Source organism: Anaeromyxobacter sp. Fw109-5, from assembly GCF_000017505.1.
Taxonomy (GTDB): domain Bacteria; phylum Myxococcota; class Myxococcia; order Myxococcales; family Anaeromyxobacteraceae; genus Anaeromyxobacter.
Genome location: NC_009675.1, coordinates 1,286,401 through 1,309,469, shown reverse-complemented (window position 1 = coordinate 1,309,469; position 23,069 = coordinate 1,286,401). Strand labels below are relative to the sequence as shown.

Below are 23,069 nucleotides of genomic sequence, written 5' to 3'. Positions count from 1 at the left end.
TCCCGCCGTTCGCCTAAGCTCGCGGGATGCAGACCGTCCGACTCGCCCTGGCGCTCGCCGCGCTCGTCGCCGCCGTCGGCGTCGCGGCGGAGGACCCGACCGCGCGCGGCTTCGATCCGGACCCGACGCGGCCCGCGCTCTCGCTCGACGGTGGGTTCACCCTCGAGACCGCCGCCGCCGCGCCGCGCGGCCGGATCGGCGCCGCGCTCCTCCTCGACTGGACGGAGGGGCTGCTCTCGCTGCGCCTCGGCGACTCGCGCGAGGACGCCCTCGCCTCGCGGCTCTCCGCGCACCTCCTCGCCGCGGCCTCGCTCGGGCGCCTCGAGCTCGGCCTCGACCTGCCCGTCGCGCTCTACCAGCGCTCGGACCTGTCGCTCCTCGAGAGCCGGGGCGTGGTCGGGCCGCTGGTCGCGCCGGTGGCGCGCACCGCGCTCGGCGACGTCCGCCTGGTCGCGAAGCTCCCCCTGCTCGAGGCCGCGCGCGCGCCCTACGGCGTCGGGCTCGCCGCGCTCCTCGATCTGCGCGCGCCCACGGGCGATCGCTCCGCGTTCACCGGTGAGGGGCCGATGGCGGTCCCCGGCGTCGTGGCGACGCGCGCCTTCGGGCGGGCGCGGCTCGACGCCCAGGTCGGCTACGTGCTCCGCGAGCGCGGGCAGTACGCGCAGCTGGTGGTGAACGACGGGCTGACCTGGTCGCTCGGGGGATCGTGGGACCTGCCGCCGCTCGCCGCGGCGCGCCGCTGGCGCGCCATCGCCGAGGTGGGCGGCGGATGGCCCCGCGGCAACGACCTCGCCACCGATCGCCACCGCGCGCCGCTCGCCGCCCGCACCGGCCTCCGCGCGTTCCTCTCCGACCGGCTGGCGGTCGAGCTCGGGGCCGGCACGGGGCTCGGCGCGGCCGGCTTCGGCCGCGAGTCGTGGCGCGTCTTCGGTGGCGTTCGCTTCGCCCTCGACGGCGCGCGACCCGCCGGCGAGCCGTCCGGCGCGCCGGACCGGGATCGCGACGGCGTGGCGGACGGCCTGGACGCCTGCCCCGAGGTGCCAGGCCCGGTCGAGCTCGACGGCTGCCCCGACTCGGACGCCGACGAGATCCCGGACCCGCAGGACCGCTGCCCGGCCGAACCCGGTCCTCCCCAGCGCGACGGCTGCCCGGTCGCCGAGGAGGAGCCGCTCGTCGAGATCGAGACGGAGCGGCTCTCGCTCAAGGACGCGATCCAGTTCGACACCGGCCGCGACACCCTGCGCTCGCAGTCGTTCCCGGTGCTCGACGCGATCTCCGGCATCCTCGCGGCGCACCCCGAGCTTCGCCGCGTGCGCGTCGAGGGACACACCGACGACGTCGGCACGAACGCCTACAACAAGGACCTCTCCGATCGCCGCGCCCGCACGGTCGTGCGCTACCTCGCGGGCAAGGGGATCGTCCCCGGGCGGCTCGTGCCGGCGGGCTACGGCGAGGAGCGGCCGATCGCGCCGAACACGAGCGCGCTCGGGCGCGCCAAGAACCGCCGCGTGGAGTTCACCATCGTGGACGGCGCGGACGCGCGGTGAGCCGGCTCGCCATCTTCGATCTCGACGGCACGCTCGTCGACTCGGTGGACGACCTCGCCGCCTCGGTGAACCACGCCCTCGCCGCGCTGGGGCTCCCGCCCCGCCGCCGCGACGAGATCCGCGGGTTCGTGGGAGAGGGGGCGCGCCTGCTCCTCGCCCGCGCCGTCGCCCCGCGGGACGAGCTGCTCGAGCCGGCGCTCGCGCTGTGGCGCGAGCACTACGACGCGCACTGCCTGGATCGCACGCGGCTCTTCCCCGGCGTGGAGGCCGCGCTCGCCGGCGCCGGCCGCGCGCTGGCCGTCCACACGAACAAGCCGGGGGCGCTCGCCCGCAAGATCCTCGCCGGCCTGGGCGTCGCGGGGCGGTTCGCGGCGGTCGTCGGAGGGGACGAGGCGCCGCGCAAGCCCGATCCCGCCGGGACGCTCGAGCTCATGGCGCGGGTGGGCGCCGCCCCCTCGGACACGCTCTTCGTGGGGGACAGCCGCATCGACGCCGCGACGGCGCGCGCCGCGGGTGTCGCGCTCGTGGCGGTGACCTGGGGCCTCGGCTCGCGCGCGGAGCTCGCCGCGGCGGGCGCCACCGTGTTCGTCGACGACGCGGGCGAGCTCGCCGCGTACCTGCGCTAGCCGCCGGCGGCGCCGCGACCCCGCCAGGCCCGCCCGGGCGCCGGCGAAAACTCGCTCGCGCGCGGTCAGCGTGCTACCCGGTGCCCATGCTCCGCCTGCTCGCGAAGCTCGTCCTCGCCGGCGCCGTGCTCGCGGCGCTGTGGCTGTGGGTCCCCGTCGGCGGCCGCACGCTGGCGGCGCGCTGGGAGCGCGCCGGCAGCCTCCCGTCGTTCCTGGAGCGCGGCTGGAAGGAGCTCGCCGGCGACGACGCGCCTCCGCGGCGGCCGACCGCCCGCTCGCAGGCTCGCGGCGCGCCGGGAGGGTCGCGCACCCGGCCCACCGAGGGTCACACCGACTCCGACCGCCGCGCCCTCGATCGCGTCCTCACCGACGAGCTCGCGACGCACCGGTAGCGCCGGGCCCCCGGGCCCGCGACGACCGCCGGGGCGCCCCCCAGCTTCGCCTCCTTGCGCCGCCTCCAGCGCGGTCCCCACCTTGTGCCGGGGAGCCCGCGGTCGGGGGGCGGAGGTGCACATGTCGGGGTGGGCGGCGCTCTTGGCGGCGGCGTGGATGGCGGCGGCACCGGGCGACGCGCCGCGTCTGCTGTACACGGAGGCGAAGGCCCCTCCGGCGCCGCCCCCGAGCGTGCAGGGGCTGCCGGAGCTGTCGAGGCTCGCGGAGTCGGTGATCCCCGCCGTGGTCGGGGTGGTCACGACGCAAGCGCCACCCCCGGGCGCGAGCGACGAGCAGCTCCGCGAGCTGTTCGAGAAGCTGAACGAGGGTCCGCGCAAGGGGATCGGCTCGGGGTTCGTGATCCACCGCGACGGGTGGGTGCTCACGAACGCCCACGTGGTCGAGGGCGCGGAGGTGATCGAGGTCGACCTCGGGAACGACGGGCCGCGGATCAAGGCGCGCGTCGTCGGAGCCGACGCGGAGTCGGACGTCGCGCTCCTCAAGGTGGACGTGAAGCGGCCGCTCCCGGTCGTGCCGCTCGGCGACTCCGACCGCGTGGTGGTCGCCGAGTGGGTGCTCGTGGTGGGCAGCCCCTTCGGGCTCGACCACACCGTGACGCTCGGGATCGTGAGCCACACCGGGCGCACCGACATCGCCCCGCTCGGTCGCCCGGGGACGTACGACTTCATCCAGACCGACGCCTCGATCAACCCGGGCAACTCCGGAGGGCCCGTCGTGAACCTCCGCGGGGAGGTCATCGGCATCGCCACCGCGGTGAACGCGACGGGCCAGGGCATCGGCTTCGCCGTACCGATCAACATGGCGAAGGAGATCGTGGGGCAGCTCCGCGACCGCGGCCGCGTGGTGAGGAGCTGGCTCGGCGTCGCGGTGCGCGAGCGGACAAGGGGCGAGGAGGCCCCGGCCGCCGGGGTGGTCGTGACGGAGGTCGCCGCGGGGGGGCCGGCCGCGACCGCCGGGGTGAAGGTCGGCGACGTGATCACCGGGTTCCAGGGCCACGAGATCCGCACCCCATCGCGACTGCGCTGGTACGTCTCCACCGCGGGGGTGGGGCGCGAGGTCGAGCTGAAGACCCGGCGCGGGGAAGGGCCCGAGCGCTCGCTGCGGGTGTCACTCGCCGAGGTCCCGGCCCAGGAGGAGCGCCGGGCGGCCCAGGCCCGCGCCGCGGTGGACGAGGGACGCTAGTTGCCATCCGACCGCGGGTCGGGTATCTAGCGCGCTCCATGGCCGAGACGACCACCAAGAAGAAGGCCGCCCCTCGCGCGAAGGGCGGCGGCAACAAGACCTGCACCGTGCAGGGCTGCAAGCGCCCCTACCGCGCCAAGGGCCTCTGCTTCTTCCACTTCAAGAAGTGGCGCCGCGACGAGCTCGAGGGCCGCCCGGGCCGCTACGACGTGTGCTCGAAGGAAGGCTGCAAGAAGAAGGTCGTCGAGCACGGCCTCTGCCAGGAGCACTTCGAGGCCTGGAAGAAGAGCCGCAAGAAGAACCAGGCCGCGGCCGCGTCGGCGGCCTAGCTCCGCCGGCCGCGCTCACCCCGCGCGCTCGCGCAGCTTCCGCTCGAGCGCGCGCACCGCGGCGAGGACGAGCTCGACCTCGCGCTGCGTGGGCTCCGCGCGCGCGAGCAGGCGGCGCAGGTCCGCGAGGATGTGCTCCGGGTTCTGCGGGTTCAGGTAGCCCGCCTCGCCGAGGAGCGCCTGCAGCCGTTCCCACAGCGCCTCCAGCGTCGCGTGCCGGGCGGGCTCCGCCGCCGCGGGCGCCGGCGCGCGGACCTGCCGCGGGCGCCCGATCTCGTAGGCGAGCACCGCCACCGACTGCGCCAGGTTCATCGAGTCGTAGGCGGGCGCGGTGGGGATGGAGCACACCGCCTGGCAGAGCTCGAGCTCCGCGTCGGAGAGCCCGCGCCGCTCCTGCCCGAACACCACCGCCACCTCCCCGTGCGCGCTGCGCCGCAGGACCTCCTCCGCGAGCTCCCCGGGATCGAGCCGCGGCCGCCCCTCCACCTCCCGCGAGGTCGTGCCGCAGACCCAGACGGCGGGGCCGAGCGCGCCCCTCAGGTCGGCGTGGATCTCGGCCCCCTCGAGGACGTCCGAGGCCCGGCGCGCGAGCCGGCGGGCACGCGCGAGGACGTCCTCCTGGGCGGTCCCTGGCCCCCCGCTCCGGGGCGGCCCCGCCCAGGAGGGAGGCGCCACGATGGCGAGCCGGGACAGGCCGAAGTTCTTCATGGCCCGGGCGACCGCGCCGACGTTGTCTGCGCTCTGCGGGCGGTGAAGGACGATCCGTACTTTTCCCGGTTCCATGTGAGGGCGGCACGTATAACATCCCCGCCCATGATCCCGGACGACAAGCTCCGCGCGCAGCTCCCCCACACGCTCCGCCAGCTCGACTTGCCTTCGCTCGGTGAGCTGTACCGCGGCAAGGTCCGCGACAACTACAGCCGCGGCGACCGGATCGTGATGGTGACGACCGATCGGGTCTCGGCCTTCGACCACGTCCTCGGCACCATCCCCTTCAAGGGAGAGGTGCTCTCCCGCCTGACCGCCTTCTGGTTCGAGAAGGTGAAGGACGTCGCCCCCACGCACGTCGTGGATCTGCCGGACCCCAGCGTGATGGTGGTGAAGCGGGCGAAGCCGCTGCCCATCGAGATCGTGATCCGGGGCTACATCACGGGCTCGCTCTGGCGGGACTACCAGGCGGGCAAGGCGGGCGCGTACGGGATCGAGTGGCCGAAGGGGCTCCGCAAGGACCAGCGCTTCGACCGCCCCATCATCACGCCCTCCACCAAGGCGGAGTACGGCAAGCACGACGAGCCCATCAGCGAGCAGGAGCTCCTCTCCCAGGGCCTCGTCGCGCCCGAGCTGTGGCGGGAGGCGACCGCGGTCGCGGAGCGGCTCTTCGCCCGCGGCCAGGAGTGGGCGCTCAGCCGCGGCCTCATCCTCGTGGACACGAAGTACGAGATGGGGGTGGTGGACGGGAAGCTCGTGGTCATCGACGAGATCCACACGCCGGACAGCTCCCGCTACTGGGTCGCGGACGGCTACGAGGACCGCTTCGCGCGCGGCGCCGAGCAGGAGATGCTCGACAAGGAGAACATCCGGCAGTGGCTCATCAAGGAGCACGGGTTCTCCGGCCACGGCGCGCCGCCTCCCCTCTCCGACGACGTGCGGGTGATGCTCGCGCGCAAGTACATCGAGGTCTTCGAGCGGCTCACCGGCGAGACCTTCGCGTCGGAGGTCGGCTCGGTCGAGGACCGGATCCGGCGCAACCTCGCGGCGAAGGGCTACCTCGGCTAGACCGTCGCGGGCATGCCCGGCGGCGCGCCCACCCCGGCCATCCTGCTGCCCGGCATCGACGGGAGCGGCCGGCTGTTCGCGCCGCTCCTCGCGGCCCGGCCGCGGCACCTCGCGCCCGAGATCGTCTCCTTCCCGCCGGGAGAGCCGCTCGGCTACGACGCCCTGCTCGACCACGTCCGCGCGGCGCTGCCGTCCCGGCGCTTCCTCCTCGTCGCGGAGTCGTTCTCGGGCCCGCTCGCCGTCCGGCTCGCGGCGGAGCGCCCCCGCGGCCTCGCCGGGCTCGTCCTCGCGGCCGCCTTCCTGCACCGGCCGCTGCACCCGCTCCTGCATCCGATCCGCGGCCTCGTGGGCGCGCGCCTGTTCGGCTTCCCGATGCCGGCCGCGCTCGTGCGCCACTTCATGGCGGGGCCGGACGCGCCGGACGCCCTGGTGCGCGAGGTCCAGGCGGCGGTGGGGGCCGCCACGCCGGAGGTGATGGCGCACCGCGCGCTCGAGGCGCTCCGCGCCGACGTGCGCGCCGACCTGGGCCGGGTCGCCGTCCCGGTGCTGGTGCTCGCGCCCGCGCGCGATCGCCTCATCCGCGCCGACGTGGGCGACGAGATCCTGACGCTCCGCCCCGACGCCGAGGTCGTGCGGGTGGACGCCCCGCACATGATCCTGCAGCGGGCGCCGCACGCCTGCCTCGCGCACATCGAGGAGCTGGCCGCCCGGACCGCGCGGCCCCCGGTCGCGCGCACCGGCGGGGCGGCGGGCGCCACGAGCCCGGCGTCGAGACGCCGGCGCGGGCCTCACCCTCCCTGACGAAGCAGCGAGGCGAGCTCGCCGCGGAGCGGCTCGAGATCGTCCTCCGGCGCCACCCACGCCGTCACCGCGACGGGCTCGCCCTCGCGCGCGACGAGGACCAGGCGGCGGAGGTGGTCGTTGGTCCCGGGGGCCGGCCGCGGGACGAGCCAGCTGGGGGCCGCCGCCCCGCCGCTCCGGGCGCTGTAGCCGCTCGCGAGGCGCTCGGCGCGCCGGGCCCGCGCCTCGCCGATGGTCTCCTGCCGGACCGCGACGAACTCCGCCAGCGCCCGGTCGCCGCCGCGCGCCAGGGGCACCGCCGGCCGGATCCGGACGCGTCCCCGCGCGAAGGTCGCGCGCACGGGACGTCCGCCGAGGACGAGCAGGAGGAGCGCCGCCGCCAAGAGGGCGAGCGCCGCGCGGGGCGCGGCGCCGCGCAGCGCGGCCGCGCCGGCGAGCAGCGCCACCGCGAGCACGCCGAGCGCCCGCGGCCGCGCGAGCCGCGAGACCAGGGTCAGCGCGCCGGGGCTCCGCTCGACCCGCACCATACGTGCGGCCTACGCCGGGCCGAACACCCGGCGGAAGATCGTGTCCACGTGCTTCAGGTGGTAGTCGAGCGCGAAGCAGGCGTCGATCTCCTCGTCGGAGAGGACGCGCTTCACGTCGGGATCGCGCTTCAGCGCGGTCCGGAAGTCCACCTTCTCCTCCCAGACCTTCATCGCGTTGCGCTGCACGTGGACGTAGCCCTCCTGCCGCGCCACGCCCTTGCCCACGAGCGCGAGGAGCACGCGCTGCGCCTCGTACAGCCCGCCCGTCCGCTCGAGGTTCTCGAGCATCCGCTCCGGGTAGACGCGCAGGTTCTCGATCATCCCGGCGAAGCGGTGCAGCGCGAAGTCCAGCGCGATGGTGGCGTCGGGGCCGATCACCCGCTCCACGGAGGAGTGGCTGATGTCGCGCTCGTGCCAGAGCGCGACGTCCTCCAGCGCGGCGAGCGCGTAGGAGCGGAGCAGGCGCGCGAGGCCGGTGAGGTTCTCGGAGAGGATGGGGTTGCGCTTGTGCGGCATCGCCGACGAGCCCTTCTGGCCGGCGGTGAAGGGCTCCTCCGCCTCGCGCACCTCGGTGCGCTGCAGGTGGCGCACCTCGGTCGCGTGCTGCTCGAGCGTCCCGCCGGCGACGGCGAGCGCGGCGAAGAAGTCGGCGTGGCGGTCGCGGTTGACGACCTGCGTCGCCGCCCCCTCCCCGCCGGCGAGGGCGAGCCGCTCCATCACGAACGCCTCGACGCGCGGATCGACGTTCGCGAACGTCCCGACCGCCCCGGAGATCTTGCCGACCGCCACGGTGCGCCCGGCGCGCGCGATCGCCTCGCGGCGCCGCGCCCACGCGTCGTACCAGCCGGCGAGCTTCAGCCCGAAGGTGATGGGCTCCGCGTGGATGCCGTGGCTGCGGCCCATCATCGGCGTCCGCGCGTGCTCGTGGGCGCGCTTCTTCACCGCCGCCATGACGCGGTCCACGCCGCCGAGGAGCAGCGCCGTGGCCTCGGCCAGCTGCACCGCGAGCGTGGTGTCGAGCACGTCGGAGGAGGTCATCCCCTTGTGCAGGTGGCGCGCGGCGGGGCCGCCCTTCTCCTCCACGAAGGTGAGGAAGGCGATGACGTCGTGCTTGACGGTGCGCTCGATCTCCTCGATGCGCGCCACGTCCGCCGCCGAGAACTCGTGGCCGTCGAACGCGCGGCGGAGCGTCTCGAAGTCCTCCGGGGGGACCTCCCCCAGGCGGACCATCGCCTCGCAGGCGGCGAGCTCGACGTCGAGCCAGATGCGGTAGCGCCGCTCCGGGGTCCAGATGCGGCCCATCTCGGGCCGGGTGTAGCGCGGGATCACGAGGTCACCTCCGGTTCAACGTCCGGTCGAGCCGAACCCGCCGCCGCCGCGCCCGCTGCTCGCGAGATCCTCGACGAGCGCGAGCTCGGCCCGCACGACGGGCCCGATGACGAGCTGGGCGATGCGGTCGCCGCGCGCGAAGGTCACGGGCTCCTGCCCGTGGTTCACGAGCACGACGCCCACCTCGCCGCGGTAGTCGCTGTCGATCGTGCCCGGCGCGTTCACCATCCCCACCCCGTGTCGCACGGCGAGGCCGGAGCGCGGGCGCACCTGACCCTCGTGGCCGGGCGGGATCTCCAGGGCGAGGCCGGTCGGGACGAGCCGGCGCTCGCCCGGGGCGAGCGTCACCGGCTCGTCGGCGCGCAGGTCGAGCCCCGCCGCGCCGTCGGTCTCGTAGCGGGGCAGCTCGAGCGGCGGGCCGCGCTGGCCCACGCGCCGGACCTTCACCGTCACCGGCATCGGCTTCTCCCCCGCGGGCGCGGGGCCGCGGGGGGCCCCGGCGCGCGGCTCAGGTGCGATCTACTTCGCGGGCTCGCCCTTCGTCTCGGCGGCGCCCTCCGGCTTCTTGCCGGCGGCCTCCGCGAGCGCCTCCTTGCGAGAGAGCCGGATCTTGCCCGCCCGGTCGACGGAGATGACCTTCACGAGCACCTCCTCGCCCTCGGAGAGGACGTCGGAGACGCTCTTCACCCGCTTGTCCGAGAGCTCGGAGATGTGGATGAGGCCGTCGGTGCCGGGGAACAGCTCCACGAAGGCGCCGAACTCGGCGATCTTGCGGACCGTGCCGAGGTAGGTCTTCCCGATCTCCGCCTCCTGCGTGAGGGAGCGGATCATCTTGATCGCCGCCTCGACCTTGTCCTGGCTCGGGCTCGCGATCGACACCGAGCCGTCGTCCTCGATGTTGATCGAGGTGCCGGTGCGGGCGGTGATGTCCTTGATGGTCTTGCCGCCGGGGCCGATGATGTCCTTGATGCGCTCCGGCCGGATCTTGATGGTCGTGATGCGCGGCGCGTAGGCGCTGATCGACTCGCGCGGCGTCGCGATCGCCTTGGCCATCTCGCCGAGGATGTGCTTGCGCCCGTCGGCCGCCTGCGCCAGCGCGCGCTCGAGGATCTCGCGGGTCACGCCGCCGATCTTGATGTCCATCTGGATCGACGTGATGCCCTCGGCGGTGCCGCAGACCTTGAAGTCCATGTCCCCGAGGTGATCCTCGTCGCCGAGGATGTCGGAGAGGATGGCGATCTTCTCGCCCTCCTTGATGAGCCCCATCGCGATGCCGGCGACCGGCGCCTTGATGGGCACGCCCGCGTCCATGAGCGACAGGCAGCCGCCGCACACCGACGCCATCGAGGACGAGCCGTTCGACTCCATGATGTCGGAGACGATGCGGACCGTGTACGGGAACTTGTCCTCGGGCGGCATCACCTGGCGCAGCGCGCGCTCGGCGAGGGCGCCGTGGCCGATCTCGCGGCGGCCCGGCGAGCGGAGGAACTTCACCTCGCCGACGGAGAACGGCGGGAAGTTGTAGTGCAGCATGAACCGCTTGAACACCATGCCGGTGAGCATCTCGACGCGCTGCTCGTCCTCGGCGGTGCCGAGGGTGGTCGCGACGAGCGCCTGCGTCTCGCCGCGCGTGAAGAGCGACGAGCCGTGCACGCGCGGGAGGAGCCCCACCTCGCTCGTGATCTTGCGGATGTCGGCCTCACCGCGGCCGCCGATGCGACGGCGCTCGTCGGTGATCATCTTCCGCATGTACTCGTACTTCACGTCCTCGTAGTAGCCCTTGATCTCCTTCTCGCGGAGCGCGATCGCGGCGAGCTTCTGGGCGTCGCCGGCGGCCTCCTCCTTCAGGGCCTGGAGGAGCTCCTTCTTGATCTCGGAGAGCCGGCCGTAGCGGTCGTGCTTCTCGTTGCGGGCGTAGGCCTCCTTCACCTTCTCCCAGGTGAGCGCCTTCACCTTCTCGCGGAGCGCGACGTCGTTCTTGGGCGGGTCGAAGGCGCGCCGCGGCTTGTCGCCGGTCGCCTTGCGGAGCGCGTCCTGGGCGTCGAGCAGCTCCCTCACCGCCGCCTGGCCGAAGAGGAGCGCGTCCACCATCACCTGCTCGGACACCTCCTTCGCACCGCCCTCCACCATCACGATGGCGTCGCGCGAGGCCGCCATGATGACGTCCAGATCGGCCTCGGCGCGCTGCGCGAGCGTGGGGTTCGCGACGAACTGGCCGTTCACGCGGCCGACGCGCACGCCGGCGATGGGGCCGTTGAAGGGGATGTCCGAGAGGTGCAGCGCGGCCGACGCGCCGGTGAGCGCGAGGACGTCCGTGTCGTTCTCCTGGTCGAAGGAGATGACGGTCGCGATGATCTGCGTCTCGTTCGGGTAGCCCTCGGCGAACAGCGGCCGGCAGGAGCGGTCGACGATGCGGGAGGTCAGGGTCTCCTTCTCCGTCGGCCGGCCCTCGCGGCGGAAGAAGCTGCCGGGGACGCGGCCCGCCGCGAAGAGCTTCTCCTGGTAGTCGACGGTGAGCGGGAAGAAGTCGATGCCTTCCTTCTTCTCGGCGGCCGAGACGACCGTGACGAGCACGATCGAGTCGCCCATCCGCACCCACACGGAGCCGTGAGCCTGCTTCGCGACCTTGCCGGTCTCGAGCAGGATCTCCTGCGCGCCGACGCGAGCGGTCTTCTGGATCGGGGTCATGTGCACCTTCCTTGCGGGCGGGGACGCCGCTGGCGTCCCTCGCCGCGTTGTCCCGCGCGCGCCGCTGCCGCCGCCGGGTTCGGGAGGTGCCTCTGTTCCTCACTCGGCCACCCCTCGGTGGAGGGACGGTCCAGTCGGAAACGGAAGCGACCTCGCGCTCTCGTCGCGGCCCCGGCCCGTGCGGGCGCGTTGCCTTCGTTCGCGCCTCCGAACGCCGGAAGCGCGAGCGCCCCGGCGTTTGCCGAGGCGCTTCGTCCCACCGCCTACTTCCGGATGCCGAGCTGATCGATCAGGGTCTTGTAGCGCCCCTGGTCGATCGAGCGGAGGTAGTCGAGCAGGCGCCGGCGCTGGCCGACCAGCTTCAGCAGGCCGCGGCGGCTGTGGTGATCCTTCTTGTGCGTCTTGAAGTGCTCCGTGAGGTAGGCGATCCGCTCCGTCAGCAGGGCCACCTGCACCTCGGGCGAGCCGGTGTCCTTCTCGTGCCGCTTGTACTTCGTCACCAGCTCCTGCTTCCGCTCCTGCACCAGCGCCATAAGGACTTCCTTTCTCGGGTACCGTCCACCGCGGCGAGGGCGAAGGCGCGCGCCTCGGGCCACAGTGGGCGTTCGTGTGAAAGCGGGGTCTTAAGCCATCCGTCCGGGCGAGTCAACGTTCCTCGGCGCCGGCCCGGCCCAGGTCTCCCGGCCCGAGCAGGACGCGTTCGGGGCAAAGCCCCCGGTCGCCCGCAGCGCAGACGGCCACGAGCCGCCCGTCGGGCGCCCGCGCCGCCGCCTTACCGGGCGCCAGCTCGCGCCGCAGGGCGCGCCCGTGGGCGAGGTCCCGCGCCTCCGCCCACGAGACCTCGAGGACCGGGAACGTCCTCAGCGCGTCTCCGAGGGGGACGAGGCGGGCGAGGAGCGCCTCCCGCCCGAGCCGCTCTGCCTCCTCGAGCGTCACGGCCTCCTCCGCGCGGAAGCCGCTCGCCTCGGTCCGGCGCAGGGCGGCGAGGTGGGCGGGGACCCCGAGCGCGCGGCCGAGGTCCGCCGCGAGCGTGCGCACGTAGGTGCCCTTCCCGCAGCGCACCGTGAACCGGGCGAGGCGCACGGGCGCTGCCTCGACGCGATCCTGGGGCGGTTCGAGGGGGAGGAGCTCCAGGAGCTCCAGCGCGTCCACCCGCACCTGGCGCGGCGCGCGCTCGACCGACTCGCCCGCGCGGGCGGCCTCGTGCAGGCGGCGGCCGCCGACCCGCACCGCGGAGTACATGGGCGGGACCTGGGAGATGTCGCCGCGGAACCGCGGGAGCACGGCGCGGAGCTCCTCGGCGGTGAGCCGCGAGGGATCGCCGCGCTCGACGACGCGCCCCTCGGCGTCCTCGGTGTCCGTGGCGGCGCCGAAGGCGACCGTCGCCTCGTAGGCCTTGTCCGCGTCGGAGAGGTACTGCTGGAGCTTCACGGCGTCCCCGACGCAGATCGCGAGGACCCCGGTGGCGGCGGGATCGAGCGTGCCGGCGTGGCCGGCCCGCGGCGCGCGCAGGATCCGCCGGACCCGCTGCACGACGTCGAAGCTGGTCGGCCCGGCCGGCTTGTCGACGACGAGGACGCCCGCGATCGTCACGACTCGCCGTGCGAGTCCTTCTCGCGCGCCTCCTTGAGGAGCCGCTCGATGCGATCGCCGCGCGCGACCGACTCGTCGTAGACGAAGCGCAGGTGCGGGGTGTGCCGCAGCCGCAGGCTCCGCGCGACCTCGCGCTGCAGGAAGGTCGAGGCGGCCTTCAGCCCCTCGAGCGTGCGCTCGCGCTCCGCGTCCTCGGCGTGGATCGAGACGTACGCCGTGACCTCCTTCAGGTCGGGCGACATCTTGGCGCCGGTCACGGTGATGAAGCCCGTGACCCGGGGGTCCTTGAGGCCGCGGGCGATCACGTCCGCGAGCCCGTGACGGAACTCCTCCGCGACGCGGGCCGGACGGCTGTGGGTGCTCATCGGGTCTCCTCCTCGTCCTCGTCGCCGCCGTCCTCGGTCCAGCCCTCGTCCTGCTCGGCCTGCTCCGCCTCCACGTCCGCGAGGGTGCGGCCGCCGTCCTCGCCCAGGTGATCGCCGTAGGAGACGATCTCCAGATCGCGCCCGGTGAGCTGGATCTGCCCCCCGTGCATCGAGCCGACGAAGTCCGCGACCTTGTCGAGCGTCTCGTTGACGAAGCCGTGGTCGTTGCCGACCGCGGTGACCCCGATGACGCTCCGCTGCCAGAGGTCGTTCTCGCCGACCTCGGCGATCGACACGTTGAACTTCGCCTTCACCCGGTCGATCGCCGACCGCACGAGGTGGCGCTTCGACTTCAGCGACCCCGGCGCCGGGAGGTGCAGGGTCAGCCTGAGCACTCCGACGAACATCGCTTCCGACCTCCGGCCTGCCGAGTGCCCGCTTACCCAACGGCCTCCAAGGGGCTCGCCCGAGCCGGCCGCGCCGCCGGCGGGTCAGACGCCGACGCCCGAGCCGAGGTCGGGCGCGTGAGGAGCGAGCAGCGCAGCCTCCTCGAAGACCCGCTCCCCCCGAGCGTAGGCGCCCCTGGCTCGCCCAGGGGCGCCGGAGTCGAGGGGCGAGCAGCACAGCGACGAGCCCGCCCGAGCTCGGCCGGGATCCTGCGTCGTACTAGTCGAGGGACTGGCGGATCTCCTCGAGCTCGTACGCCTCGATGACGTCGCCCGGCTTCACGTCGCTGAAGCCCTCGATGCCGATGCCGCACTCGAAGCCGGTCTGCACCTCGCGCACGTCGTCCTTGAGCCGCTTCAGCGAGCCGATCTTGCCGCTGTAGACCACCTTGCGATCGCGGAGCACCCGCACGTTCGCGGCGCGCTTGATGACGCCCTCGGTGACGGCAGAGCCGGCGATGTTGCCGAGCTTCGGGATGCTGAACAGGGCCCGCACCTCGGCCTTGCCGAGCGGCTTCTCGCGGATGATCGGCTCGAGCAGCCCGGCCATCTCCTCGCGGATCTTGTCGACGGCCTCGTAGATGATGTCGAAGAGCAGGATCTTCACGCCCTGCTGGCTGGCGATCGACTCGATCTCGCTCTCCGGCTTGGTGTTGAAGCCGACGATGATGCCGTTGCCCGCCGCCGCCGTGAGGACGTCGGACTTGGTGATGGCGCCCACGCCGGAGTCGAGGATCTTCACCCCGACCTTCTTCGTGGCGGCCTTCTGGAGCGCCTGCGTCACGGCCTCCGAGGAGCCCTGCACGTCCGCCTTCACGACGACGTTCAGCACCTTCCCGCCGCCGCTCTTGGCCTTCGCGAAGAGGTCCTCGAGCGTCGCCTTGCGGCTCGCGCCGAGCTCCTTCTTGCGCTGCTTCTCGGCGCGGTGCTCCGCGACCTCCTTCGCCGCCTTCTCGTCCTGGACGACGTCGAACTCGTCGCCCGCGACGGGCACGCCGGAGAGGCCGAGGACCTCGACCGGATAGCCGGGCGGGACCTCCTTCACCTGCTCGCCGCGCTCGTTCATCATCGCGCGGACCCGGCCGTAGTGGATGCCGGTGACCAGCGCGTCGCCGACGCGGAGGGTGCCCTCCTCGACGAGCACGGTCGCGACCGGCCCGCGGCCCTTCTCGAGCTTCGCCTCGATGACGCGGCCGGAGGCGAGCATCTCCGGGTTGGCCTTCAGCTCGAGCACCTCGGACTGCAGCGCGATGTACTCGAGCAGCTCCGGGATGCCCTGCTTCGTGCGCGCCGAGACGGGCAGCATGATCGTCGAGCCGCCCCACTGCTCGGCGACGAGCTCGTACTCGGTGAGCTGCTGCATCACGCGCTCGGGCGTCGCGCCCGGCTTGTCGATCTTGTTGATGGCGACGAGGATCGTCACGCCGGCGGCCTTCGCCGCCTTGATCGACTCCACCGTCTGCGGCATCACGCCGTCGTCGGCGGCGACGACCAGCACGACGAGGTCGGTGACCTGCGCGCCGCGCTGGCGCATCGCCGTGAACGCCTCGTGGCCGGGGGTGTCGAGGAAGGTGATGGGGCCCTGCGGCGTCTGGACCGCGTAGGCGCCGATGTGCTGGGTGATGCCGCCCGCCTCGCCCGCGGCGACGTCGGCCTGCCGGATGGCGTCGAGCAGCGACGTCTTGCCGTGGTCCACGTGGCCCATCACGGTCACGACCGGCGGACGGATGACCAGCTTCGACTCGTCGACCTCGACCTCGGGGATGTACTCCTCGACCTCGAAGCCCTTCTTCTCGAGGGTGTAGCCGAACTCCGTCGCGAGGAACGCGGCCGTGTCCGCGTCGATCTGCTGGTTGATGGTCGCCATCGTGCCGGCCTGCATCAGCTTGCGGATGAGGTCGGACGCCTTGACGCCCATGGCCTGGGACAGCTCCGAGACGGAGATGGACTCCTCCACCCGGATGACCTTCTTGTGCTCGGCCTTCTCGGTGATCTGCGTCTTCGCCCCCTTCTTCGTAGGCTTCTTCTTCTTGCCGCGGATCGGGATGTAGGCGCGATCGGTGATCGCGGCCTGGAGGAGCTCCTTGCCAGAGAGGCTCTTCGCCTGCTCCTCCGACATCGGCCGGCCGGGGGTGCGGCCCCGGCGCTTGTCGCGGGAGACGTCGATGAACTCGCGCTCGCGGCCGAGCGAGCCCGGCACCACCTTGAGCTCGCGGACCTCGCCGAGCGCCCGCGGGCCGGGCGCCGCCGGGAACTGCGTGCGCGCGCCCGTCGGCGGCGTCACGCGGCGCACGGGGACGAGCGGGCGGGAGATGACGACGGCCTGCGTGGCGGTCGGACGGAGCGTGCGCGGGTCGGGGCCCGGAGCCGCCGGCTGGCCAGGCTGAGCGCCGGGCCCGTGCGGAGCCGCGGCCATGGGCGCCGTCGGCTGGCCCGGGGCGCGCGGTCCGCCCGGCACGGAGGGCCGGACGCCGGGGCCGGTGGGGCGGACGCCGGGGGCGGCGGGGCGCACGCCGGGGGCGGCGGGCCGCACGCCGGGCGCGGCGGGCCGCACGGGCGCGCCGGGCGGCTGGGCGCCGGCGGGCACGGACGGGGCCGGCGGACGGACGGCCGGCGACGGCGGCGCCGACGGCGCAGCCGGCATCGCGGGCGCGGCGGAGGGCGGAGGAGCCTCCGGAGCCGGCTGCGGCTCGGCGCCTCCTGCCGGTGCGCCGCCCTCGGGCGAGGACGCGGGCTCCTCGACCGGCTCCGGCGCGGCCTCGGCGGCGACCTCGGCGGGCTCCTCGAGGCTCGGCTGCTCCTCGTAGGAGGGCTGCTCCTCGTAGGACGGCTGCTCCTCGTAGGACGGCTGCGCCTCGACGGGCTGCGCCTCCTGCACCGGCGGCGGCTCGACGTGGGCGCGCTTGCGGACGACGAAGCCCGGGCCCGACGGGCGCGCGGGCGCCGCCTTGGGCTTCCGCTCGGCGAGGATCTTCTCGTACGCCGCGTGGGCCTGATCGTCCTCCAGCGAGGAGGAGTGGCTCTTCACGTCGTACCCGAGGTGGAGGAGCTTCTCGACGAGCTCCTGGTTGGAGAGCTCGATGCCCTGCTCCTTCAACTGCTTGCCGAGCTCGTGGACCCGCTTCTTGGACATTGCGTAGACTCCTAATCCTTACGGGCGTTTCCCGTCAACTCGACGCGCAGCGCGGCGGCGTCGACTACCGCCTCCCCGCAGCGGAGCGCCCGCGTAAAGGCGCGGCGCCGGAGCGCCTTCTCCAGGCACCCTGCGCTCGGGTGGAGCCACGCTCCACGTCCTCCGCTGCGCTGTCGATCGACGATCACCCGTTCACCTTCCGTCGTGAGCCGTACGAGCTGCCGCTGCGACGCCCGCTCCCCGCAGCCGACGCAGGTGCGGACGGGCTCGCTCAAGCGCCGGCGCCCCCCTGCGCGGCCTTCGCCCGCTCGGCGTCGAGCTCGGCGCGGAGCTTGACCTCCTCCTCGAGGTAGACGCCCACCGCGTGCTTGAGCTGGCGGGCCTTCTTGATGCCGAGCCCGCTCGACTCGGCGAGCCGCATCACGTCCGACTCGTTGTGGACGGCCTCGACGCTGCCGTAGCCGGCGACCTTCAGCTGCTCGATGGTCTTCTCGCCGACGCCGCGGACGCGCGCGAAGCGCTCCTCCTGCGTGAGCTCGTCGGGGTGGCGCCGCGCCTCGGCGATGCGGGCGGCCTCGCGCTCCTGCTCGAGCCGCATCTCCTTCTCCGCGTCGACGATCGACTGCTCGCGGGCGCGCTTCTGCAGCTCCGGGATCATGTCCATCGTGAAGCCCGGGAACTGGGTGAGCATCTCGGAGGCGGCGTTCGCCACGTCCTGCGCCTTGCGGAAGCCGTGCGCGTACAGCATCTCCTGCGTGGCCTCGGGGATGCCGATGGCGCCGAAGCTCTCGGTCGCGAACTCGCGCATCTCCTTCACGCGCGACTCGGAGTTGATGTCGAGCTTCCAGCCGGTGAGCTGCGAGGCGAGCCGCACGTTCTGGCCGCGGCGCCCGATGGCGAGCGAGAGCTGGTCGTCGGGGACGATGATCTCCATCGCCTTGTTCTGCTCGTCGAGGAGGACGCGGGAGACCTCGGCCGGCGCGAGCGCGTTGCACACGAAGCGGGCGTAGTCGTCGTCCCACGGCACGATGTCGATCTTCTCGCCGCGGAGCTCCTGCACGACCGCCTGGACCCGGCTGCCCTTCATGCCGACGCAGGCGCCGACGGGATCCACGTCCGAGTCGCGCGAGGAGACCGCGATCTTCGCCCGCCCGCCCGGCTCGCGGGCCGCGGCCTCGATCACCACCACCCCCTCGGCGATCTCCGGCACCTCCATCTCGAAGAGCTTCCGGAGGAGATCGACGGACGCGCGCGAGAGGATGATCTGCGGCCCCTTGGACTCGCGCAGCACGTCCATCACGTAGGCCTGGATCCGGTCGCCGGCCCGGTAGCTCTCCCGCGGCACCTGCTCGCGCACCGGCAGCACCGCCTCGGCGCGGCCGAGGTCGACGATGACGTTACCGCGCTCGAAGCGCCGCACGATGCCGGTGATGACCTCGCCCTTGCGGTCCTTGTACTCGTTGAAGACGTTCTCGCGCTCGGCGTTGCGGGTGCCCTGGATCATCACCTGCTTCGCGGTCTGCGCCGCGATGCGGCCGAAGGAGCGGCGGTAGGTCTTCAGCTTGAGCAGGTCGCCCCACTGCTCGTCCTGGGCGCGCGCCTCCGCCTCGTCCTCGGTGCGGTAGTAGATGGGGAAGTCGAGCTCGTCGCCCGGCTCCACCTCGATGCCCTTCTCGTGCGCGACCGACACCGGGATCATGTTCACCGGGTCGGCGAGGGGGGTCTCCTCGGTCGGGTCCGTGACGATGGTGAGGACCTGGAAGAGATCGACCTGGCCCTTCTCCTCGTCGTAGCGGGCCTTCAGGTTCCGCTCCATCCCGAAGTGGCGCTTCGCGGCGCTGCCGATCGCCTCCTCGAGGATCTCGACGAGGCGCGTGCGGTCGATGCCCTTGTCCTTGGCGACCTGGTCGAGGATGAGGTTCAGGTTCACGTTCTGCTGCATCGGTCAGTCCTTCCTTCGAAGGTCGGCCTCGAAGTCGTACTCGAGGTGGGCCTTCGCGATCTGATCGTGGGGGACGCGGTGGACGACCCCGTCCACGTCGATCTCGACGGCGCCGTCGCGGTAGCCCACGAGGACGCCCGTCCAGTTCTTGCGCGCCGGCGAGCCGGGCGCCGTGCCGGCGACCGGGCCGTACGCCTTCACGTGCGCGCGCTGGCCCGCGTAGCGGTCGAAGTCGGCCGGCTTGCGGAGCGGCCTGTCGAGCCCGGGCGACGAGACCTCCAGGTCGTAGGCCGGCTCGATGAAGTCCTCGACGTCGAGGATCGGATCGACCAGCCGCGACACGGCCTGGCAGTCCTCGATCCCCACGCCGCCGGGCTTGTCCACGAAGAGCCGGAGCGTCCAGCGGCTCCCCTGGCGCAGCCACTCCACCTCGACGAGCTCATAGCCGTCGCGCGCGAGCACGGGCTCGAGCACCCGGCGCGTACGCTCGGCGATGGACTCTTCTGCGATCCCTGGCATCGACCCCAAAAAAAACGAAAAGTGGGCGAGCGGCCCACTTTCGGAGCCCGGTTCTCCCGGGCGCGAAAATGTCGCGGTGTCAGTAACAGACCGTGTGCGTGGGGTCAAGGACGACCGGGCCGTCCGGCCGTCTCCTCGTCCGCCCGCCGGAAGCGCATCCTCGCGATCACGCCTCGCCGGGCGGGAGCCGGAGCGCGAGCAGCCACTCCCGGTTCCCGGCCGGGCCCTCGATGGGGGACTCGGCGTGCCCGAGCACCTCGAACCCGAGCTCGCGAGCCGCGGCCGCGATGCCCTCCAGCGCGGCCAGGCGCTTCGCCTCGTCGCGCACGACGCCCCCCTTGCCCACCTCGCCCTTGCCCACCTCGAACTGCGGCTTCACGAGCAGCACCGCGTGGCCCCCCGGGCGGAGGATCGATCGCACGGCCGGGAGGACGAGCCGGAGCGAGATGAAGGACAGATCGCCGGTGACGAGCTCGACCCGGGTGCCGAGCGCCTCCGCCGTCAGCGCCCGGGCGTTCTCGCGCTCGCGCACCACGACGCGGGGATCACCGCGCAGCTTCGGGTGCAGCTGCCCGTACCCCACGTCCACGGCGTAGACGCGCGCGGCGCCGCGCTGCAGGAGCACGTCGGTGAACCCGCCGGTGGACGCCCCCAGATCGGCGCAGATCTTCCCGGCCGGATCGACGGGGAAGACGTCGAGCGCCTTCTCCAGCTTGAGCGCGCCGCGCGACACGTAGCGCTGCGGCGCGGCGCCCTCCTTCAGCCGGACGGGCGCGTCGGCGTCCACGAGCGCGCCCGGCTTGTCGACGCGCGCCTCGCCCACGACGACGGCGCCCGCCATCACCAGCGCCTGGGCCTTCGCGCGCGACTCGGCGAGCCCGCGGGCGACGAGCACGACGTCGATGCGCTGCCTGCGCGATGGCATGACGGGGCTGCGGCGGCGGACCTAGGCGGCGCCGCGCTTCGCCCGCTCGCCGACGATCGCGCGGCACGCCCGCGCGATCCCGTCGGCGTCGAGGCCGAGCTGGGCGCGCTGCCTGCCCTGATCGCCGTGCGTCACGAACTCGTCGGGGAGGCCGAGCCGCTTCACGCGCAGCCCCTCCGCGACGAGACCGCGGCGCTCGAACAGCTCGAGGCAGGCGGCGCCGAAGCCGCCCGGCAGGCAGCCCTCCTCGATGGTCACGACGCACCGCGCGCGCTCCGCCTCGCCCGCGATGAGCTCCTCGTCGAGCGGCTTGGCGAAGCGAGCGTCCACGACGGACGCGGCGACGCCGTCCTTGGCGAGCGCCTCCGCGGCGGCGAGCGCGGCGTGCAGCGTCGTGCCGAGCGCGACGACGCACACGTCCGGCTTGCCCGGGACGGCCCGCGCGAGGCGACCCTTGCCGATGGGCAGCACCTGCGGCGCCTCGAGCGCCACGCCCTCGCCGGCGCCGCGCGGGAAGCGGAACGCCGCCGGCCCGTCGTGGTGGAGCGCGGTGTGGAGCATGTGCCGGAGCTCGTTCTCGTCCGACGGAGCCATCACCACCAGGTTCGGCACGCAGCGCAGGTAGGCGACGTCGAACGCGCCCTGGTGCGTCTTGCCGTCGGCGCCGACCAGGCCGCCGCGGTCGAGGGCGAACGTGACGGGCAGCCGCTGCAGCGCCACGTCGTGGATGATCTCGTCGTACGCGCGCTGCAGGAAGGTGGAGTAGATGGCGACCACCGGGCGCACGCCCTCGCACGCGAGGCCGGCGGCGAAGGTCACCGCGTGCTGCTCGGCGATGCCGACGTCGTACGTGCGCTCGGGGAAGCGCTGCTTCGCCTTGATGAGGCCGGTGCCCTCGAGCATCGCGGCGGTGATCGCCACCACGCGCGGATCCCGCTCCATCTCCTCGCAGAGCGCCTCCGCGAACAGATCGGTGTAGGCCTTGGCCGCCGCCTTCTTCACCGGCTTGCCGGTCGCGACGTCGAAGAACGACAGGCCGTGCCCGCGCGTGGCCTTGTCGGACTCCGCCGGCTGGTAGCCCTTGCCCTTCGTGGTGATGGCGTGCAGCAGCACCGGGCCGTCGAAGATCACGAGCTTCTGCAGCGTCTCGACCAGGCTCCGCACGTCGTGCCCGTCCACGGGCCCGACGTAGTGGAAGCCGAGCCCCTCGAAGAGGATGCCGGGCGTGACGAGCGCCTTCGTCGCGTTGATGCCGTGGCGGATCATGTCTATCGCCTCGGGCCCCTTCGGCACGTGCGAGAGGAAGTCCTTCACCGCGCGCCGCCAGCGGTTGTAGGTCCGCGAGGCGAACTTCTTGGAGAACCACTCCGAGAGCGCGCCCACGTTGGGCGAGATCGACATCTCGTTGTCGTTCAGCACGACCACGAGGTCGCGGCCGAGATACCCGGCCTGGTTCAGCCCTTCGAACGCGACGCCGCCCGTCATGGCGCCGTCCCCCACCAGGGCGACGACCTTGCCCGGGGCGCCGGAGAGCCGCTTCGCCTCGAGCATGCCGAGCGCGGCGCTGATCGCGGTGGAGGCGTGGCCGACGCCGAAGGCGTCGTGCTCCGACTCGTGACGCTCGGGGAAGCCGGCGAGGCCACCCTCCGTGCGGATGGTGCGGAACCGCTCGCGGCGCCCGGTGAGGAGCTTGTGCGCGTACGCCTGGTGCCCCACGTCCCACACGAGCTTGTCGGTGGGCGACGAGTACACGTAGTGGAGCGCCACGTTGAGCTCGACGGCGCCGAGCGACGAGCCGAGGTGGCCGCCGTTCTTCGCGCAGGTCTGGATGATCTCCTCGCGGATCTCCTCGCAGAGGCGCGGCAGGTCGTCGACCGGCAGGCGCTTCAGGTCGAGCGGCGAGTCGATGCTGTCGAGCAGGCGTCCCATTCGCAACCTCCGTTCTACTTCTTGCGTGCGACGACGTACCGCGCCACGGCGCGGAGCGGCTCGGCCCGCGCGCCCAGCGGCGCGAGGGCGGCGAGCGCCTCGTCGAGGAGCGCAGCCGCGCGGCGCCGCGCCTCCTCGATCCCGACGAGCGCCGGGAGCGTCGACTTCCCGGCGTCTGCGTCCTTGCCGGCGCGCTTCCCGAGCGTCTGCGTGTCCGCCGTGAGGTCGAGGAGATCGTCGGCGATCTGGAACGCCAGCCCGAGCTTCAGGCCGATCGGGTAGACCGCCTCCACCGCGGCCCCGGCGCAGGCCGCGCCGCCGGCGACGGCGCTCGCGAGCAGCGCGCCCGTCTTGGTGCGCATGAGCTCCAGCACCTCGGCCTCGGCGAGCCGCGCGTGCTCCCCCTGGATGTCGCGCGCCTGGCCCTCCACCATGAGGTAGGCGTTCTCGGCGAGGAGGCGGGCGAGCGCCGCGGCGGTGGGCTGGGGAGCGGCCAGCAGGTGGCGGAAGGCCAGCGACTGCAGCGCGTCGCCGACGAGCACGGCGGTGGCCTCGTCGTACGCCTTGTGCACCGTGGGCCGCCCGCGACGCAGGTCGTCGTCGTCCATCGCGGGGAGATCGTCGTGCACGAGGGAGTAGGTGTGCACCGCCTCGAGGGCCACCGCGAAGCGCATGGCGAGCGAGCCGTCGGAGGCGTCGCCGCCGTGGGCCTCGCAGGCGGCGAGGACGAGGGCGGGACGCAGCCGCTTGCCCCCGCCGAGGAGCGCGTAACGGATGGCCTCCACCAGCCGCTCCGGCCCCTGCCCGCGCCGCTCGTCGGCGAGCGCCGCGAGGCGCGGCTCGAGGCGCTCGGTCACGGAGCGCAGATAAGACTGGATGTCCACGTCGGGGGGCACCGCGCAGCCTTGTAGCACACCGCGGCCCGGCGTCTCACGCCTCCGGCGGAGCCGCCGCCACCC

General features: G+C 73.4%; 23 protein-coding genes. 7 read left to right on the top strand and 16 right to left on the bottom strand.

What is annotated here, in order from left to right; all coding sequences use genetic code 11:
- Positions 1–26 precede the first annotated feature (26 nt).
- The 5 genes from ANAE109_RS05880 to ANAE109_RS05860 all read left to right on the top strand — a co-directional run bounded on the left by ANAE109_RS05880 (position 27) and on the right by ANAE109_RS05860 (position 4,137).
- Entirely contained in the window at positions 27–1,547 is a 1,521-nt protein-coding gene (locus ANAE109_RS05880) for an OmpA family protein (protein WP_011985471.1), read from the top strand.
- Positions 1,544–2,173, top strand: a complete 630-nt coding sequence (locus tag ANAE109_RS05875) for an HAD family hydrolase (protein ID WP_011985470.1) — start codon at positions 1,544–1,546, stop codon at positions 2,171–2,173. Before ANAE109_RS05880 ends, ANAE109_RS05875 begins: the two co-directional genes overlap by 4 nt.
- An 86-nt stretch (positions 2,174–2,259) precedes the next feature.
- Positions 2,260–2,565, top strand: coding sequence for a hypothetical protein (locus tag ANAE109_RS05870; RefSeq protein ID WP_011985469.1), 306 nt, complete (start codon positions 2,260–2,262; stop codon positions 2,563–2,565).
- 121 nt (positions 2,566–2,686) lie between these two features.
- Complete coding sequence (locus tag ANAE109_RS05865; protein ID WP_011985468.1) at positions 2,687–3,808, top strand: trypsin-like peptidase domain-containing protein; 1,122 nt, start codon at positions 2,687–2,689, stop codon at positions 3,806–3,808.
- Positions 3,809–3,846: 38 nt separating this feature from the next.
- Complete coding sequence (locus tag ANAE109_RS05860) at positions 3,847–4,137, top strand: hypothetical protein (RefSeq protein ID WP_011985467.1); 291 nt, start codon at positions 3,847–3,849, stop codon at positions 4,135–4,137.
- Positions 4,138–4,152: 15 nt separating this feature from the next.
- Here the strand turns inward: ANAE109_RS05860 and ANAE109_RS05855 are convergent, their stop codons facing one another.
- A complete protein-coding gene (locus ANAE109_RS05855; RefSeq protein WP_041448148.1) occupies positions 4,153–4,920 on the bottom strand; it encodes an RNA methyltransferase in 768 nt (255 codons plus the stop codon).
- A gap of 30 nt (positions 4,921–4,950) precedes the next feature.
- On the opposite strand from ANAE109_RS05855, the gene ANAE109_RS05850 reads away from it, so the two are divergent.
- Both ANAE109_RS05850 and ANAE109_RS05845 read left to right on the top strand, forming a co-directional pair.
- A complete protein-coding gene (locus ANAE109_RS05850; RefSeq protein ID WP_011985465.1) occupies positions 4,951–5,913 on the top strand; it encodes a phosphoribosylaminoimidazolesuccinocarboxamide synthase in 963 nt (320 codons plus the stop codon).
- A 12-nt stretch (positions 5,914–5,925) separates the two neighbouring features.
- A complete protein-coding gene (locus ANAE109_RS05845; protein ID WP_011985464.1) occupies positions 5,926–6,714 on the top strand; it encodes an alpha/beta fold hydrolase in 789 nt (262 codons plus the stop codon).
- On the opposite strand, the gene ANAE109_RS26055 is transcribed toward ANAE109_RS05845, so the two are convergent.
- The 15 genes from ANAE109_RS26055 to ANAE109_RS05775 all read right to left on the bottom strand — a co-directional run bounded on the left by ANAE109_RS26055 (position 6,702) and on the right by ANAE109_RS05775 (position 23,006).
- On the bottom strand, positions 6,702–7,241 hold the full coding sequence (locus ANAE109_RS26055) for a hypothetical protein (protein ID WP_011985463.1): 540 nt from the start codon (positions 7,239–7,241) through the stop codon (positions 6,702–6,704). The two genes, ANAE109_RS05845 and ANAE109_RS26055, sit on opposite strands and share 13 nt — an antisense overlap.
- A 9-nt stretch (positions 7,242–7,250) precedes the next feature.
- Complete coding sequence (gene purB / locus ANAE109_RS05835) at positions 7,251–8,570, bottom strand: adenylosuccinate lyase (RefSeq protein WP_011985462.1); 1,320 nt, start codon at positions 8,568–8,570, stop codon at positions 7,251–7,253.
- Positions 8,571–8,585: 15 nt separating this feature from the next.
- Complete coding sequence (dut, locus tag ANAE109_RS05830) at positions 8,586–9,029, bottom strand: dUTP diphosphatase (RefSeq protein WP_011985461.1); 444 nt, start codon at positions 9,027–9,029, stop codon at positions 8,586–8,588.
- Between the two features lie 60 nt (positions 9,030–9,089).
- Positions 9,090–11,258, bottom strand: a complete 2,169-nt coding sequence (gene pnp / locus ANAE109_RS05825; RefSeq protein ID WP_011985460.1) for a polyribonucleotide nucleotidyltransferase — start codon at positions 11,256–11,258, stop codon at positions 9,090–9,092.
- Positions 11,259–11,521: 263 nt separating this feature from the next.
- Entirely contained in the window at positions 11,522–11,791 is a 270-nt protein-coding gene (gene rpsO, locus ANAE109_RS05820) for a 30S ribosomal protein S15 (protein WP_011985459.1), read from the bottom strand.
- 112 nt (positions 11,792–11,903) lie between these two features.
- The gene (truB, locus tag ANAE109_RS05815) at positions 11,904–12,851 is read right to left on the bottom strand and encodes a tRNA pseudouridine(55) synthase TruB (protein ID WP_011985458.1); all 948 of its coding nucleotides are present in this window, start codon (positions 12,849–12,851) and stop codon (positions 11,904–11,906) included.
- On the bottom strand, positions 12,848–13,216 hold the full coding sequence (rbfA, locus tag ANAE109_RS05810; RefSeq protein ID WP_011985457.1) for a 30S ribosome-binding factor RbfA: 369 nt from the start codon (positions 13,214–13,216) through the stop codon (positions 12,848–12,850). Before rbfA ends, truB begins: the two co-directional genes overlap by 4 nt.
- Positions 13,213–13,611, bottom strand: a complete 399-nt coding sequence (locus tag ANAE109_RS05805; protein WP_234945251.1) for a DUF503 domain-containing protein — start codon at positions 13,609–13,611, stop codon at positions 13,213–13,215. The genes rbfA and ANAE109_RS05805 overlap by 4 nt, the downstream gene beginning before the upstream one ends.
- A 271-nt stretch (positions 13,612–13,882) precedes the next feature.
- Entirely contained in the window at positions 13,883–16,795 is a 2,913-nt protein-coding gene (infB, locus tag ANAE109_RS05800) for a translation initiation factor IF-2 (protein ID WP_011985455.1), read from the bottom strand.
- An 11-nt stretch (positions 16,796–16,806) separates the two neighbouring features.
- Positions 16,807–17,070: a YlxR family protein gene (locus ANAE109_RS23990; RefSeq protein WP_011985454.1), complete on the bottom strand. Its 264-nt coding sequence runs from the start codon at positions 17,068–17,070 to the stop codon at positions 16,807–16,809.
- Positions 17,067–18,737: a transcription termination factor NusA gene (gene nusA / locus ANAE109_RS05795; RefSeq protein ID WP_011985453.1), complete on the bottom strand. Its 1,671-nt coding sequence runs from the start codon at positions 18,735–18,737 to the stop codon at positions 17,067–17,069. Before nusA ends, ANAE109_RS23990 begins: the two co-directional genes overlap by 4 nt.
- Before the next feature lie 3 nt (positions 18,738–18,740).
- Entirely contained in the window at positions 18,741–19,256 is a 516-nt protein-coding gene (gene rimP, locus ANAE109_RS05790; protein WP_011985452.1) for a ribosome maturation factor RimP, read from the bottom strand.
- 166 nt (positions 19,257–19,422) lie between these two features.
- Positions 19,423–20,181: a TlyA family RNA methyltransferase gene (locus ANAE109_RS05785; RefSeq protein WP_011985451.1), complete on the bottom strand. Its 759-nt coding sequence runs from the start codon at positions 20,179–20,181 to the stop codon at positions 19,423–19,425.
- Positions 20,182–20,202: 21 nt separating this feature from the next.
- Positions 20,203–22,110: a 1-deoxy-D-xylulose-5-phosphate synthase gene (gene dxs / locus ANAE109_RS05780; RefSeq protein ID WP_011985450.1), complete on the bottom strand. Its 1,908-nt coding sequence runs from the start codon at positions 22,108–22,110 to the stop codon at positions 20,203–20,205.
- 14 nt (positions 22,111–22,124) lie between these two features.
- The gene (locus ANAE109_RS05775) at positions 22,125–23,006 is read right to left on the bottom strand and encodes a polyprenyl synthetase family protein (protein WP_041448147.1); all 882 of its coding nucleotides are present in this window, start codon (positions 23,004–23,006) and stop codon (positions 22,125–22,127) included.
- Between the last annotated feature and the right edge of the window lie 63 nt (positions 23,007–23,069).

Bases quoted from the DNA above. Each gene is read 5' to 3' on its own strand.
- ANAE109_RS05870 (WP_011985469.1), top strand. From the start codon at position 2,260: ATGCTCCGCCTGCTCGCGAAGCTCGTCCTCGCCGGCGCCGTGCTCGCG.
- ANAE109_RS05880 (WP_011985471.1), top strand. From the start codon at position 27: ATGCAGACCGTCCGACTCGCCCTGGCGCTCGCCGCGCTCGTCGCCGCC.
- ANAE109_RS05865 (WP_011985468.1), top strand. From the start codon at position 2,687: ATGTCGGGGTGGGCGGCGCTCTTGGCGGCGGCGTGGATGGCGGCGGCA.
- rbfA (WP_011985457.1), bottom strand. From the start codon at position 13,216: ATGAGCACCCACAGCCGTCCGGCCCGCGTCGCGGAGGAGTTCCGTCAC.
- infB (WP_011985455.1), bottom strand. From the start codon at position 16,795: ATGTCCAAGAAGCGGGTCCACGAGCTCGGCAAGCAGTTGAAGGAGCAG.
- ANAE109_RS05845 (WP_011985464.1), top strand. From the start codon at position 5,926: ATGCCCGGCGGCGCGCCCACCCCGGCCATCCTGCTGCCCGGCATCGAC.
- pnp (WP_011985460.1), bottom strand. From the start codon at position 11,258: ATGACCCCGATCCAGAAGACCGCTCGCGTCGGCGCGCAGGAGATCCTG.
- nusA (WP_011985453.1), bottom strand. From the start codon at position 18,737: ATGCAGCAGAACGTGAACCTGAACCTCATCCTCGACCAGGTCGCCAAG.
- ANAE109_RS26055 (WP_011985463.1), bottom strand. From the start codon at position 7,241: ATGGTGCGGGTCGAGCGGAGCCCCGGCGCGCTGACCCTGGTCTCGCGG.
- ANAE109_RS05850 (WP_011985465.1), top strand. From the start codon at position 4,951: ATGATCCCGGACGACAAGCTCCGCGCGCAGCTCCCCCACACGCTCCGC.
- rpsO (WP_011985459.1), bottom strand. From the start codon at position 11,791: ATGGCGCTGGTGCAGGAGCGGAAGCAGGAGCTGGTGACGAAGTACAAG.
- rimP (WP_011985452.1), bottom strand. From the start codon at position 19,256: ATGCCAGGGATCGCAGAAGAGTCCATCGCCGAGCGTACGCGCCGGGTG.
- dut (WP_011985461.1), bottom strand. From the start codon at position 9,029: ATGCCGGTGACGGTGAAGGTCCGGCGCGTGGGCCAGCGCGGCCCGCCG.
- dxs (WP_011985450.1), bottom strand. From the start codon at position 22,110: ATGGGACGCCTGCTCGACAGCATCGACTCGCCGCTCGACCTGAAGCGC.
- ANAE109_RS05860 (WP_011985467.1), top strand. From the start codon at position 3,847: ATGGCCGAGACGACCACCAAGAAGAAGGCCGCCCCTCGCGCGAAGGGC.
- ANAE109_RS05785 (WP_011985451.1), bottom strand. From the start codon at position 20,181: ATGCCATCGCGCAGGCAGCGCATCGACGTCGTGCTCGTCGCCCGCGGG.
- ANAE109_RS05855 (WP_041448148.1), bottom strand. From the start codon at position 4,920: ATGGAACCGGGAAAAGTACGGATCGTCCTTCACCGCCCGCAGAGCGCA.